14 protein-coding genes and 1 pseudogene are annotated in these 11704 nt (G+C 70.5%); 9 read left to right on the forward strand and 6 right to left on the reverse strand.

Going from position 1 to position 11704, the window contains the following annotated elements:
• The first annotated feature begins 112 nt into the window (after positions 1–112).
• Both AFM16_RS36970 and AFM16_RS36975 read left to right on the forward strand, forming a co-directional pair.
• Positions 113–328: a DUF4177 domain-containing protein gene (locus AFM16_RS36970; protein WP_030797182.1), complete on the forward strand. Its 216-nt coding sequence runs from the start codon at positions 113–115 to the stop codon at positions 326–328.
• Positions 329–445: 117 nt separating this feature from the next.
• Entirely contained in the window at positions 446–973 is a 528-nt protein-coding gene (locus tag AFM16_RS36975; RefSeq protein WP_107419228.1) for a DinB family protein, read from the forward strand.
• A 34-nt stretch (positions 974–1007) separates the two neighbouring features.
• Here AFM16_RS36975 and AFM16_RS36980 read toward each other — a convergent pair whose 3' ends face one another.
• Positions 1008–1922 carry an NAD(P)-dependent oxidoreductase gene (locus AFM16_RS36980; protein ID WP_078636617.1) on the reverse strand — a complete coding sequence of 305 codons (915 nt, stop codon included), beginning with the start codon at positions 1920–1922 and terminating at the stop codon, positions 1008–1010.
• A 59-nt stretch (positions 1923–1981) separates the two neighbouring features.
• On the opposite strand from AFM16_RS36980, the gene AFM16_RS36985 reads away from it, so the two are divergent.
• Both AFM16_RS36985 and AFM16_RS36990 read left to right on the forward strand, forming a co-directional pair.
• Complete coding sequence (locus AFM16_RS36985; RefSeq protein ID WP_078636618.1) at positions 1982–2359, forward strand: MerR family transcriptional regulator; 378 nt, start codon at positions 1982–1984, stop codon at positions 2357–2359.
• 60 nt (positions 2360–2419) lie between these two features.
• On the forward strand, positions 2420–2968 hold the full coding sequence (locus AFM16_RS36990) for a DUF4262 domain-containing protein (protein ID WP_030797173.1): 549 nt from the start codon (positions 2420–2422) through the stop codon (positions 2966–2968).
• 24 nt (positions 2969–2992) lie between these two features.
• Here AFM16_RS36990 and AFM16_RS36995 read toward each other — a convergent pair whose 3' ends face one another.
• Genes AFM16_RS36995 through AFM16_RS37005 form a run of 4 tightly spaced genes read right to left on the reverse strand, consistent with a single transcriptional unit; the run spans position 2993 to position 5620 of the window.
• Positions 2993–3835 carry an oxidoreductase gene (locus tag AFM16_RS36995; RefSeq protein WP_078636619.1) on the reverse strand — a complete coding sequence of 281 codons (843 nt, stop codon included), beginning with the start codon at positions 3833–3835 and terminating at the stop codon, positions 2993–2995.
• Positions 3836–3870: 35 nt separating this feature from the next.
• The gene (locus AFM16_RS37000; RefSeq protein ID WP_078636620.1) at positions 3871–4533 is read right to left on the reverse strand and encodes an NAD(P)-dependent oxidoreductase; all 663 of its coding nucleotides are present in this window, start codon (positions 4531–4533) and stop codon (positions 3871–3873) included.
• Complete coding sequence (locus AFM16_RS39625; protein WP_167797326.1) at positions 4530–4676, reverse strand: hypothetical protein; 147 nt, start codon at positions 4674–4676, stop codon at positions 4530–4532. The genes AFM16_RS37000 and AFM16_RS39625 overlap by 4 nt, the downstream gene beginning before the upstream one ends.
• Positions 4673–5620, reverse strand: coding sequence for an oxidoreductase (locus tag AFM16_RS37005; protein WP_030797167.1), 948 nt, complete (start codon positions 5618–5620; stop codon positions 4673–4675). Before AFM16_RS37005 ends, AFM16_RS39625 begins: the two co-directional genes overlap by 4 nt.
• Before the next feature lie 97 nt (positions 5621–5717).
• Here AFM16_RS37005 and AFM16_RS37010 point away from each other — a divergent pair, with 97 nt between their 5' ends.
• Complete coding sequence (locus AFM16_RS37010) at positions 5718–6293, forward strand: TetR family transcriptional regulator (RefSeq protein ID WP_030797166.1); 576 nt, start codon at positions 5718–5720, stop codon at positions 6291–6293.
• A 94-nt stretch (positions 6294–6387) separates the two neighbouring features.
• Here the strand turns inward: AFM16_RS37010 and AFM16_RS37015 are convergent, their stop codons facing one another.
• Positions 6388–6786: a YunG family protein gene (locus AFM16_RS37015; RefSeq protein ID WP_030797163.1), complete on the reverse strand. Its 399-nt coding sequence runs from the start codon at positions 6784–6786 to the stop codon at positions 6388–6390.
• A 193-nt stretch (positions 6787–6979) separates the two neighbouring features.
• Here AFM16_RS37015 and AFM16_RS37020 point away from each other — a divergent pair, with 193 nt between their 5' ends.
• From AFM16_RS37020 to AFM16_RS37035, 4 genes and pseudogenes are all read left to right on the forward strand, one after another.
• A complete protein-coding gene (locus AFM16_RS37020; RefSeq protein ID WP_078636621.1) occupies positions 6980–7846 on the forward strand; it encodes an AraC family transcriptional regulator in 867 nt (288 codons plus the stop codon).
• Positions 7847–8174: 328 nt separating this feature from the next.
• The gene (asnB, locus tag AFM16_RS37025; protein WP_167797327.1) at positions 8175–9995 is read left to right on the forward strand and encodes an asparagine synthase (glutamine-hydrolyzing); all 1821 of its coding nucleotides are present in this window, start codon (positions 8175–8177) and stop codon (positions 9993–9995) included.
• Between the two features lie 118 nt (positions 9996–10113).
• Positions 10114–11337, forward strand: a complete 1224-nt coding sequence (locus tag AFM16_RS37030) for an acetyl-CoA C-acyltransferase (protein WP_078636623.1) — start codon at positions 10114–10116, stop codon at positions 11335–11337.
• 58 nt (positions 11338–11395) lie between these two features.
• Positions 11396–11659, forward strand: a pseudogene (locus AFM16_RS37035) (aminoglycoside phosphotransferase family protein); the annotation flags it as partial.
• Positions 11660–11704 lie beyond the last annotated feature (45 nt).

Consider the following 11704-nt stretch of genomic DNA (forward strand, 5'->3'; position numbering starts at 1 on the left):
TAGCGATGCAGAGCCAGAGAGGTATCGGGGGCCGACGTATGTACCCGTACCCAGGGGTGATTGGCTGGCCCCAACAATCTCACCCCGACTCGGCCAGCAGGAGGACCACGTCATGAGCAGCGCCCAGGTCTACGAATACAAGGTCGTCACCTTCCGGGAATCGCTGATCGGCGACGCCCTGGACAGCGACAAGCTGGAGAAGGTCCTGAACAAGCATGCCGAGGACGGCTGGGGCCTCAAGGCCATTACCGCTGCCGACGTCAAGGGCCGCATAGGCCCCGGCGCCGTCGAGGGACTGCTGCTGACCTTCGAACGTCCGCGCGTCTGACCGCCACAGACCACAGACCACAGACCACAGACCTGGGAACGCAGGTGCTGTGGCCGGTCGGCCCGACAAGTCCCCCACGTACAACACGTGGGGGACTGTTGCTGCCATGGTGTTCCGATGCATACGACACCGGACGGACGGCCCATCCCACCCGCGCACGCCGACGAGCGCGCCATGCTGGAGGCATGGCTGGACTTTCACCGAGCCACGCTTGCCCTGAAGTGTTCGGGCCTCAAGGGCGACCAACTACGGCTCGCCGCAGTGCCGCCCTCGCCGATGACGCTGCTCGGTCTCGTGCAGCACATGGCTGAGGTCGAACGCAACTGGTTCCAGCGCGTGTTCGCAAACCAGGACGTGCCGCCGGTCTTCGGGGAGAACAACGTCGACGGCTACGCACTCGGTCCGGACCGAGGGCTCGACAAGGTGATGGCCGTCTGGCAGTCCGAGGTCGCCCGGGGCCGTGAGCTGATCGCCGACGCATCGCTGGACGACTCCGGCCGACTGTCCGAACAGGAAGCGGCTCACGCCGGCGAGCAGGGGGTCTCCCTGCGCTGGATCATGGTGCACATGATCGAGGAGTACGCACGTCACAACGGCCACGCAGACCTCATCCGGGAGAGGATCGACGGAGTCACCGGTGTATGAGAAGTAGTCGTGCCGGCTGAAGGCGGTTGTGCCTCTATGCAGTGCCAGTGCCAGTGGCTTCCTTGTGCAGGACGGTCGTCAGACGTGCCAGTCCCTCCGACCCGTAGCCGTCGGCGACCGCCCGGTCGATGACGGCCTTTGCCGCGGTGAGCATCGCCGCATCGATTCCGTGGCTGGTGGCGGTGTTGATGACGTGAGTGATCCCGGACGCTGCGGAAGCGATCGTGGACCGGTCTCCGGGGTAGTGGTCAGCCCGGATCTGCTGAGCGAAGCGCGTGATCATCTCCGGGAGGAGGCCACCGATGCCGGTGGCGAGGGCGGCGAACCGTTCGGGCTCGATCCCCTCGGCGGACGCGAGCGCGAAGGCGTGCACGATGCCGTTGACCGAGGTCGCGAAGATGTCCAGCAGTGCGACCTCGTATGCGGATGCCTGGCCGGGATCGTCGCCGAGATGCGTCACGGTGCTGCCGACGGCGTTCATCGTCTCCCGGACTGACTCGTAGACATCGTGGGAGCCGCTGAGGAGGACGGCGGCGGCTGGGGTGCCGATCGTCGGGGTCGGGGTCAGGATCGCGCCGTCGAGGTAGTCGATTCCGCGTGCGGAAGCCCACTGTGACATCTGGCGAGCTTGAGCCGGTTCTCCACTGGTGAGGTTGATCAGGCGCCGGTTCGTCCAGTCCGCCCGCGAGTCTTCGAGCGTGGCCCGCACGGCGTCGTAGTCGATGAGGCAGACAATGATCACCTCTCCGGCCCGCACCGCGGCCTGGACCGAGTCGACCACCACGGCACCACGGTCGGGAAGGTCGCCGGCCTTCCCCGGCGTGCGGTTCCAAACGGTTACCGGCTGACGGGCGTTGAGGAAGGCGGAGGCCAGGGCGCGGCCCATCGGGCCGAGGCCGAGGACGGTCACGGGCGTAAGTGGTGCGCTCTCATGCGGGGTTGCGATCATGCACCGAACGCTAAACCTTCACATTGACGTCAAGGTCAAGCCCTGCTGGACTCGTCCTCATGAGGATCGGCGAACTCTCACGCCGCACCGGCGTGAGCCAGCGCTCCCTGCGCTACTACGAAGAGCAGAACCTGCTCACCCCGACGCGCCTGCCGAACGGCTACCGTGACTACGACGAACGCACCGTCACCACCGTGCGGCGCATCCAGATCCTGCTCTCCGCAGGCCTCGGCACGTCCGCCGTCGCGGAGATCCTTCCCGGCGCCGTCGACGACACGGTCGTCCTGGCCGGGCGTTGCCCAGAACTCATCGACGGCCTGGCGAAGGAGCGCCGCAGGATCGACGCGGCGATCGACGCCCTCATCGCCGCACGCTACGTCCTCGACTCACTCGTCGGGCGCCCGTTGGACCCCCAGGCCGTCGCTCCATCACGCTGACAGGGGCAAACGGGACCGGTACAGAGCCCAAACCGGACGCTCGCCTCGTAGCCTGCACACATGACTGGTGATCCGTTCCTGTGTCGCTGTGTCCTCTGCCATGACTACGGTGACCGGGGCGACGCGGACCGCGCTGATCCGACGATCATCGAAGATGTGCGGCGGCACGGGTGGCACGTCGTGATGGTCCCCGAAGACGAGATCGGTCCTGGATTCGCCTACACGATCGGCCTGGCGCACACCTACGGCGCACCTGAACTCGCCATGTTCGGGCTCGATGTCCATGCCATGCACCGTGCGCTCAACAGGCTTGCGGAGAAGCCTGCCGCGGGCTCTGCGCTGGCTGACGGCCAGAGGCATCCCGGGATTGTCGAGGGTCACCAAGTCGCCCTCAGACGGGTTGATCTGCGTTGGTACCGGACCTTCTTCGGGCGGGCCATCGGGTTCTACCGGCGGCCTCCCTTTCCTGTGCTGCAAGTCGCGTGGCCCGACATGGCCGAGCGCTTTCACTGGGAGGAGCAGGCTGAGGAGAAACATCGGGATTCTCAGCCGCAGTTGTGGCTGTCCCCGAGTGAACACCCTGCCGGGATCTGGACTGCCGAACTCTGACCCGAAGACACCGAGCAGCGAGTGTCAGAGCACCTGGTCGGGAGTCGCCTTGAAGGCGCGGGCGACGATGCGGTCCAGGAAGCGGTCGGTGAGGATCTTGCGTCCGAGTACGGCCTGGCGGGCCGCGGTACCCACGGCGTAGCGGGCTTTGGGCTTGTTCGAGGCCACGGCTTTGGCGACGGCGTCGGCGACCACATCGGGACGGGAGCCGGTACCGGCCGCGTCGGCCCGGGCGAGTACATCGTGGACGGAACGGGCCAGACGGGCGTAGGGGCCGTGGCCGGAGACCTTCATCAGGTTGTCGCGGGCGATGGTGTTCCACTCGGTGCGGATCGCGCCGGGTTCGATGAGGACGACGCGGATGCCGAACGGCGCGACTTCGACGCGCAGCGCGTCGCTCAGGCCCTCCAGCGCGAACTTGGTGGCGTGGTACCAACTGCCGAGCGGGCCGTAGATCTTTCCTCCGATGGAGGAGACATTGACGATGGTGCCGCCGCGCTGGGCGCGCATGTGGGGCAGGACGAGCTGGGTCAGCCGGGCGGGCGCGAAGACGTTGACGTCGAACTGGGCACGGCCCTCGCTCGCAGGGACGTCTTCGAGGGCGCCGTAGGAGCCGTAGCCGGCATTGTTGACCAGGACGTCGATGCGGCCCTGCTCGTCGATGATGAGGTCGAGGGCGCGGGTCGTGGCGTCGTCGTCGGTGACGTCCAGGGCGAGCGGGCGTACGCCTTCCGCCTCCAGGTCGCCAAGGCGCTCCAGGCGACGGGCGGTTCCGTAGACGATGTGGCCCTCGCGGACGAGGCGTCGGGCGATGGCGGTGCCGATTCCGGAGGAGGCTCCGGTGATCCAGGCGACGGGCTGGTTCATGGGTGGTTCCTTCGCGGGCGGGCCCAAGTGCGGGCTCACGGATAGAGGTTGCGGTGGTAGGTCGCTGGATCGTCGAGGATGTCGAGGATCTGGGCAGCGAGCTGACGGTAGGTCAGTCGGGAGAACGTATGGGCGCGCGGGCGCGGTGCGGGCGGGCTCGGCGGCCGACGGGAGGGGCGATGGGTCAGCAGTGTGGGGCGGAGGATCGTCCAGTCTGTGTGACTGATCGTCACGATGGAGTCCTGTAGGCGCCGTTCGCGTACGGCCGGCGCGTTGGCGAGCCGGTACAGGGCGGCCGCGGTGTGGGCGAGGGGGCCGCGGGCGTGCGGCGGGTAGGCGGCTTCCGAGACGACCACCAGGCGGCGGATGCCGTGCTGACGCATCGCACCGACGACGGTCGCCGTGCCGCGCGAGTACAGCGCGGTGGTGCGGTCGCGATGCAGGCCGAGGGCGATGACGACGGCGTCCGCGTCCCGTACGGCCTCGGTGACGCTGACCGTGTCGAAGACGGATCCGGTGACGACGCGGGTCGCGGGTGTGTCGCCGAGGCGCGCGGCGTCGCGAACATGCGCGGTCGTACGGTGTCCCTGTCCCTGTCCCTGTCCCTGTCCCTGTCCGTGCCCGTGGTCGTGTTCGCGGGCGAGGTGCAGCAGCGCCTGCCCGGTGCGTCCGCTGGCTCCAAACACGGTGAGGTTCATGAGGCGGTTCCGGGGTCGGAGGCGGTGAGTTGGCCCGGCGGGCCGAGGACGGCCTCGGCGAGAGTGGCTTCTACGATCTTGTTGTCGCGCAGCCGGCAGAAGCCGCTGCCGCGCCGTGCGCCCTGCTCGTTTCGCCGTGTCATAGCGCGCTCGTCCGGTCCGCAGAGCCGGGAACCCGGAACGTCACCCCCGTCAACCGCTCGCTCTCGCGCCACAGCCAGGCGCCGAGGTCGGCGCTGTCGGCCCCGGCGGGAAGGGGGACCGGCCTGGGCGTGCCGGAGGTCTGGTCCCGCCCGGCGGGGCCGATGAAGGCGCCGCCGACGGCCTCGGGGTGGGTCGCCGCATAGAGGGAGGGCCAGGCGGCGCCGTCGGCGGAGCCCATCAGCGTGCGCGCGGCCAGGGCGACGAACAGCCGCCCCGTCCGCCCGGCGGAGGTGTGGCGCTGCAAGTTGGTGACGGCGGAGCCCGGGTGGACCGCGACGGCTCGGTGCGCGCCGCCGCCGAGGCGGCGGGCGAGTTCCTGGGTGAAGACGATGTTGGCGCGCTTGGACTTCGCGTACGCGCTCATCGGGCGGTAGCGCCGCTCGCTCATCAGGTCGGTGAGGTCGCCGGAGCGCCAGGTGGCGGCGATGGCGCTCACGGCGACGATCCGGGCGGCCGCGGAGCGGGCCAGGGCGGGCATCAGATGGGCGGTCAGGGCGAAGTGGCCGAGGTGGTTGGTGCCGACGGTGAGTTCGAGGCCGTCACGCGTGGTGCGGCGCTCGGGGACATCCATGACGCCGGCGTTGTTGACGAGGATGTCGAGCGTCTCCCCGGCGGCGATCGGGGCGGCCGCGTCGCGGATCGCGGTGAGATCGCCGAGGTCGAGTTCCACGGTCTCCAGGCGCACGCCGGGTATGTCGGCGCGCAGCCGGGCGGCGGCCTCGGCCAGGGACTCGGGGTTCCGCCCCGCGAGCAGGACGCGGGCGCCGTGCTGTGCCAGGACCTGGGCGGTGCGGTAGCCGATGCCGCTGTTGGCGCCGGTGATCAGGGCGGTCCGGCCGTCGAGGGGCGGGATGTCGGCGGGGGTCCAGTGCTGTGCGGTCATGACGGCACCTTCCTAAATGAATGTTCATTTACTAAGCCCAGCATGCGCGTGCGCACCCGGCTTGTCAAATAAACGTTCATTAGGCGAGGGTGGGGGCATGGCGACGCGCGATCCCGACCGCAAACGGCAGCAGCTCATGGAAGCGGCCCTGGCCGAGTTCGCCGAGTACGGCGTGGCCGGCGCCCGGGTGGACCGGCTCGCCAAGCGCGCAGGCATCAGCCCCGGCCTCGTGTACTCGTTCTTCGCCGGCAAGGAGGGCCTGTTCGAGGCCGTCTACGAGGCGATCGCCGAGCAGACGGTGGACGCGGTGCCCATCGACGCCGACGACCTGGCCGACTACGCCGGCCGCCTGTACGACGCCGCGGCTCAGTACCCGCAGGTCATGCGGTTTCTCGCGTGGTACTCACTCGAGCGCGCCGAGCGACCGGTGCCCGCGATCGTCGCCCGCTCCATGGACGAGAAGATCGCCGCCATCGAGGCGGCACAGCAGCGCGGCACCGTCACCTCCGACAAGCCGGCCGGCGAGATCCTCGCGCTGGTCCTGGCGCTGGCCAACATGTGGCAGCACCACACCGAGGACGTCGGCCACCTCGTCACCGACGCACAGCGGCGCAGCGTCATCACCGACGCCGTACGCCGCCTGGTCACCCCGGACGAGCCCGGAAGCGGCTGACCGCGTCACGGCGGCCCGCCGGACCGGCAAACGACGTCGATGTCGGCGTCGGCGAGGGACTCCCACCGGCCGGCGTACCGGCGCCCGTTCTCCGTCAGACAGCCTCCGGAAGATGGCCGAGGTGCTGGATCACCCGCTCACGCAGAAGGAGGTACTCCTCCCAGCGGCGCGGCAGAGGGCCCGGCGGGCGTTCGACGACACGGGCGGCGTCGACGGTCTGGCCGAGCCGGAACTGCTCGCGTGTGAGGTCGAGTTCGACGCCGCTGGGCAGCCGGTTCCACCAGTGGAAACCACGCTGGGTCCCGTCGAGGTGCACCTCACCGACCACCAAATCACCGCCGAAGACGTCGTTGACGACCAAGGCCGTGATGTCACAGTGCCCCCAGGCCGGATTGCCGGGCTCCCAGTCGGGCTGGTCGTCGGGCGAGCAGGTGTCGGCGGCCCAACTGGCGCGCAGGGCTCTGTCGAGATCGAGCAGGTTCCAAGGGATCATGCCGCCAGGGTCGCAGCGGCCACTGACATCGCGGAGACGGAGACACCGCGGAGACGGCGACATCGCGGAGACGGCGCAGGAACCGCGAAGGTCCCCGAGGCGGTGAGACCCGACCGTATCGGACACAGGATGTCGGGTCCGGCACGGTGGGGCTTCCCTAGCGTGGAGATCAATGAGGGAAGGACGGCCAGGAGTGCTGGAGCGGCTGAATCAGGCCATGGACCACATCGAGGAGCACCTCGACGAGTCCATCGACGCGGCCGAGGTGGCCCGTATCGCGATGACGTCGGAGTACCACCTGCGGCGGGTGTTCTCGGCGCTGGCGGGCATCCCGCTCTCCGAGTACATCCGTCGTCGGCGGCTGACGCTCGCCGGGGCCGAGGTGCTCGCGGGGGAGCGGACGCTGCTCGATGTCGCCGTGCGCTACGGGTACAGCTCGGGTGAGGCGTTCGCGCGTGCCTTTCGCGCCGTGCACGGGGTCGGCCCCGGCGAGGCGCGGCGCACGGGTGCGGCGCTGCACTCCCAGCCGCGGATGTCCTTCCGGTTGATCGTCGAAGGGAGCAGCAGTATGCGATACCGGGTGGTGGAGAAGGACGCGTTCCGGCTCGTCGGCAGGGGGACACGGGTCCCGCTGGTCTACGAGGGGATGAACCCGGCCATCGTGGAGTTCGTCAAGAGCATCGGCAAGGAGACGCTCGGGCGCTGGGAGGAGTGTGCGGCCGGGGAGCCCGGCGGTGTCGTCGCCGCCGTCAGCAACCACTCCGCGGAGGACGCGGAGGGCACCGAACTCGACTACTTCCACGGTGTGGTGAGCGACGCGGACGTGCCCGGCGCTTCGGAGAGCCTCGACGTCGAACCGGGGACATGGGCGGTGTTCGAATCCTCGGGCGAGTTCCCGCGCGCGGTCCAGTACCTGTGGCGGGACGTGTACACGCAGTGGTTCCCCTCGAACCCGTACCGCAGCCGGCCGGGTCCGTCGCTCTCGCGCACACGGGTGTCCGAGGACGGCACTCACGCGGAGGCGGAGGTGTGGATCCCGGTGGAGCGGGTGGGCGGCTGAAACCCGGCGCCGGTCATGGAGCGGGGCGCGGGGCGCGGGGCGCGTCCAGCCCTGCCGCGCGTGGAGCCGTTCGTGCTGATCCTGCCCGCTCCCGGGACGGAAGAGACGGCCAACTGGCCTAAGCATCGACGCCGTTGCGGTCCGAGCGGTAACCACCTCATGCCCTGCTCGTTGGGCCGGTGCTGGTTGGCGCTCATGATCACGGGCCGCCCCTGCCTCTCCTCCTCGCCGATACGCGCGGCGCGCGGTGCGGGGTGAGGGGCTGTGCAGGCCCGGACGACGGAGCGCCTCGTCTACGACGGTGGAGACGCGCAAAAGCATGTGCGGGATGGTCGGCTTTGCCGGTTTCGCGGGCGGGGTGCCTGAGGGCACCGAGGATTTCTCGCTGAAGTTGAAGGGGATGCTCGAAGCCTTGTCCTGCCGCGGCCCGGATGCCTCCGGCGTCTGGACCGACGATTCGGCAGGGCTGGGGCACACACGGCTCGCCGTCGTCGACCCGGTCGGCGGGCGGCAGCCGATGGTGCTGGAACGCGGCTCACGCGGACCCTTGGCGGTCGTATTCACCGGCGAGATCTACAACCACGCTCAACTGCGGGCCGAACTGGGTTCGTTCGGGCGCCGGTTCGCCACCCGCGGCGACAGTGAGGTGGTGCTGCACGCGATCGACACCTGGGGCGTGCACGCACCGGCCCGGCTGGAGGGCATGTTCGCCTACGCGGCGTGGGAGCCGGTCGCCCGGCGACTGACGCTCGCGCGGGACCGGTTCGGCATCAAGCCGCTGTGCTACGCGCAGGTGGACGACGGTGTGGTCTTCGCCTCCGAGCCCAAAGCGGTTCTGGAGCATCCCGCGGTGTCCGCACGCCTGGACCCGGACGGCCTGCGGGAACTGCTGCTGTCCGCCCACCCGATGGTCAAGACGCCGGGCCGCAGCGTATTCGCCGGTCTGCGCGAAGTGGCCCCGGCGACGGTCGTCTCGATGGATCCCCGAGGGGTGCGCGCGAGCCGGTACTGGTCGCTGACCCCGGCCGAGCATCGCGACGACCTGCCCACCACCGTGGCCCGAGTACGGCAGTTGCTCCAGGACTCGGTCAGCGGACACATGGCAGCCGACGTGCCGGTGAGCGTCCTGCTCTCCGGCGGCCTGGACTCCAGCGCCCTCGCCGCGCTCGCCCGACCCGGCACCGTACCGCTGCACACCCTGACGGTGGATCTCGGCACCCGCCGCTCCGACGGCGACGCGATGGGACGCGATCCCGACGGCCCCTACGCCGAGTTGATGGCACGTCACCTCGGCAGCACCCACCGCCGGGTCCGGTCGACCGCCGCAGCCCTGTCCGATCCCGCACGGCGGGCCCGGGTGGGCCGGCTGCGCGACGCGCTGACCCTCGGAGACTTCGACACCTCGCTGCTGGATCTGTTCGGTGCGGTGCGCGAGCACTTCAAGGTCACCCTCGCCGGCGACGGAGCGGACGAACTGTTCGGCGGCTACCGCTGGTTCACGCCCCGGGCGGCGGCGTCGGGCACCTTTCCCTGGGCCACGGTGCTCGAACGCGCCGACCTGACACGTCTGCTCGACCCGGCGCTGGCAGCCGCCCTGGATCTGCCCGGACACCGCCGCGAGCTCCACCGCGCCGCGTGCACGGAGATCGAGCATCTGCCCGGCACCTCGCCCGAGGAGGCGGCTCTGCGCCGTGTCAGCCATCTGAACCTCACCCGGTTCCTGCCCTGCCTGCTGGACCGCGCCGACCGGCTCGGCATGGGCGTGGGCCTGGAGGTGCGTGTGCCGTTCCTGGACCACCGCCTGGTCGAGTACGTCTTCAACGCCCCGTGGCGGTTCAAGACCTTCGACGGTCGCGAGAAAAGCCTGCTGCGCGCCGCCGTCGCCGATCTGCTGCCCCCGCCGGTGCTGGAACGGCGCAAGAGCCCGTACCCGCTCGTCCGCGATCCCGCCTACCGCACCGCCCTCACCTCCCAGGTCACCCGGCTCCTGGCCGACGGCGGCCCCGCCCTGGACCTGCTCGACACCGCGGCCGTGCGCCGCCTGCTGCTGGAGGCCGGCGCGGAGAGCCGTTTCCCCCGAGAGGGCCTGGAACTCGTCCTGGACCTGGACCAGTGGCTGCGCACCTACCGCCCCGCGCTCAGCCTTTGACCACCCCGCGTTCAGCCTTTGACCACCCCGCGCTCCACCAGGACCACTGCGCACGCCCCCTGAGCGCTCTCTGCACGACCCTCGCGCCCCCTCACCGTCTCAAGACACGGAACCCCCCATGCCCCCGCACGCTGTGATCACCTCCACCGTCCGCACCCCCATCGGCCGTGCCCACAAAGGCGTACTGGCCGACGTACGCCCCGACGACCTGCTCGCCGCAACCGTCGCCCAGGCCCTGGCCCGCACACCCGGCCTGGAACCCGCCCACGTCGACGATCTGATCGTCGGCTGCGCGCTGCCCGGCGGCGAGCAAGGGTTCAACATCGCCAGGATCGCCGCCGTCCTGCTCGGCTGGGACCACGTTCCGGCCGTCACCGTGAACCGGTTCTGCACCTCCTCGCTCCAGGCGATCCGCATGGCCGCGCAGAGCGTGCGCTGCGGTGACGCGGACGTCGTCGTCGCGGCCGGCATCGAGTCGCAGTCCCGGCTGGCCCACGGCAGTTCGGACACCTGGCCGGGCACCGAGAACCCCGCCTTCGGCGAGGCCCGGGACCGCACCCGCCGGCGTTCGGGACCGCGTACGGCCCCCTGGACCGATCCGCGCGACGACGGCGCTCTCCCCGACCCCTACATCCCGGTCGGTCTGGCCGCCGAGAACGCGGCCGACCACTACGGCATCACCCGCACCGCCATGGACGCCTACGCCGTCCGCTCCCACCGCCTCACCCAGCGGGCACGCGCCGAGGGCTTCCACTTCGGCGACATCATGCCGGTGAAGCTCCCCGACGGCACGACCGCCGAGGCCGACGACTGCCCGCGCACCGGTGTGACCCCGCAGAGCCTGGCCGCACTGCCGCCGCGGTTCCGCCCCGACGGACGCGTCACCGCCGGAAACAGCGCGCCTCTGTCCGACGGCGCCGCAGCGGTCGTCGTGATGTCCGAGGAGTACGCCCGCGCCCACGGACACGCTCCGCTGGCCCGGATCCTGGCCACCGGGGCGTCCGCCGGTTCCGCCGAGACGGAGGGCCCCGCCCCCGTCGCCGCCACCTACGGCGTCCTGGCCCGGGCCGGCATGTCCCTGGCCGATGTCGACACCATCTGCGGCAACGAGCCCTTCGCCGCACAGGTTCTCGCCTACTGCGCCGAACTCGGCCTCGACCCCGAGCGGATGAACCCGCACGGCGGCTCCATCGCACTGGGCGAACCCTACGGCGCCGCCGGAGCCCGCCTCACCACCACCGCCCTCACCACCCTGCGCCACGACGACCTCAGCACCGCGCTGATCACCGTCGTCGCCGCGGGCGGACAGGGCATGACCATGCTCCTGGAACGCGCCACATAGCGGACACGGTCACCCGCATCAGCGCGCGCACGCGACAGAACCCGGCGACGTCGGCGACGTGTTCCTGAAGGTGGACGCCGACCGGACACGCATCGACGCCGAGGTCGAGGCGATGGCCCTCGCCCCCGTCCCGACACCGGTGGTCCTGTGGCGCGAGCCGCCCGTGCTCGCGATCGCCGCCGTCCCGGGGACGACGCTCGGCCGCCTCGGCGGCCCGTCGACCGGGTCACCGGCGGCATGGGCCGCGCCGGGCGCCGCCGTCCGCACCCTGCACGACGCACCGCTGCGGCTGTGGACCCCGGCGTTCACCCACGGCGACCTCCACGGCGGCATTCCGTCACGCGTTTGCCTCTTACGACACCCGCGG

It is taken from the genome of Streptomyces antibioticus, assembly GCF_002019855.1.
In the GTDB taxonomy this organism is placed as follows: Bacteria; Actinomycetota; Actinomycetes; order Streptomycetales; family Streptomycetaceae; genus Streptomyces; species Streptomyces antibioticus_B.

Bases quoted from the DNA above. Each gene is read 5' to 3' on its own strand.
- AFM16_RS36970 (WP_030797182.1), top strand. From the start codon at position 113: ATGAGCAGCGCCCAGGTCTACGAATACAAGGTCGTCACCTTCCGGGAA.
- AFM16_RS36975 (WP_107419228.1), top strand. From the start codon at position 446: ATGCATACGACACCGGACGGACGGCCCATCCCACCCGCGCACGCCGAC.
- AFM16_RS36980 (WP_078636617.1), bottom strand. From the start codon at position 1,922: ATGATCGCAACCCCGCATGAGAGCGCACCACTTACGCCCGTGACCGTC.
- AFM16_RS36985 (WP_078636618.1), top strand. From the start codon at position 1,982: ATGAGGATCGGCGAACTCTCACGCCGCACCGGCGTGAGCCAGCGCTCC.
- AFM16_RS36990 (WP_030797173.1), top strand. From the start codon at position 2,420: ATGACTGGTGATCCGTTCCTGTGTCGCTGTGTCCTCTGCCATGACTAC.
- AFM16_RS36995 (WP_078636619.1), bottom strand. From the start codon at position 3,835: ATGAACCAGCCCGTCGCCTGGATCACCGGAGCCTCCTCCGGAATCGGC.
- AFM16_RS37000 (WP_078636620.1), bottom strand. From the start codon at position 4,533: ATGAACCTCACCGTGTTTGGAGCCAGCGGACGCACCGGGCAGGCGCTG.
- AFM16_RS39625 (WP_167797326.1), bottom strand. From the start codon at position 4,676: ATGACACGGCGAAACGAGCAGGGCGCACGGCGCGGCAGCGGCTTCTGC.
- AFM16_RS37005 (WP_030797167.1), bottom strand. From the start codon at position 5,620: ATGACCGCACAGCACTGGACCCCCGCCGACATCCCGCCCCTCGACGGC.
- AFM16_RS37010 (WP_030797166.1), top strand. From the start codon at position 5,718: ATGGCGACGCGCGATCCCGACCGCAAACGGCAGCAGCTCATGGAAGCG.
- AFM16_RS37015 (WP_030797163.1), bottom strand. From the start codon at position 6,786: ATGATCCCTTGGAACCTGCTCGATCTCGACAGAGCCCTGCGCGCCAGT.
- asnB (WP_167797327.1), top strand. From the start codon at position 8,175: ATGGTCGGCTTTGCCGGTTTCGCGGGCGGGGTGCCTGAGGGCACCGAG.
- AFM16_RS37030 (WP_078636623.1), top strand. From the start codon at position 10,114: ATGCCCCCGCACGCTGTGATCACCTCCACCGTCCGCACCCCCATCGGC.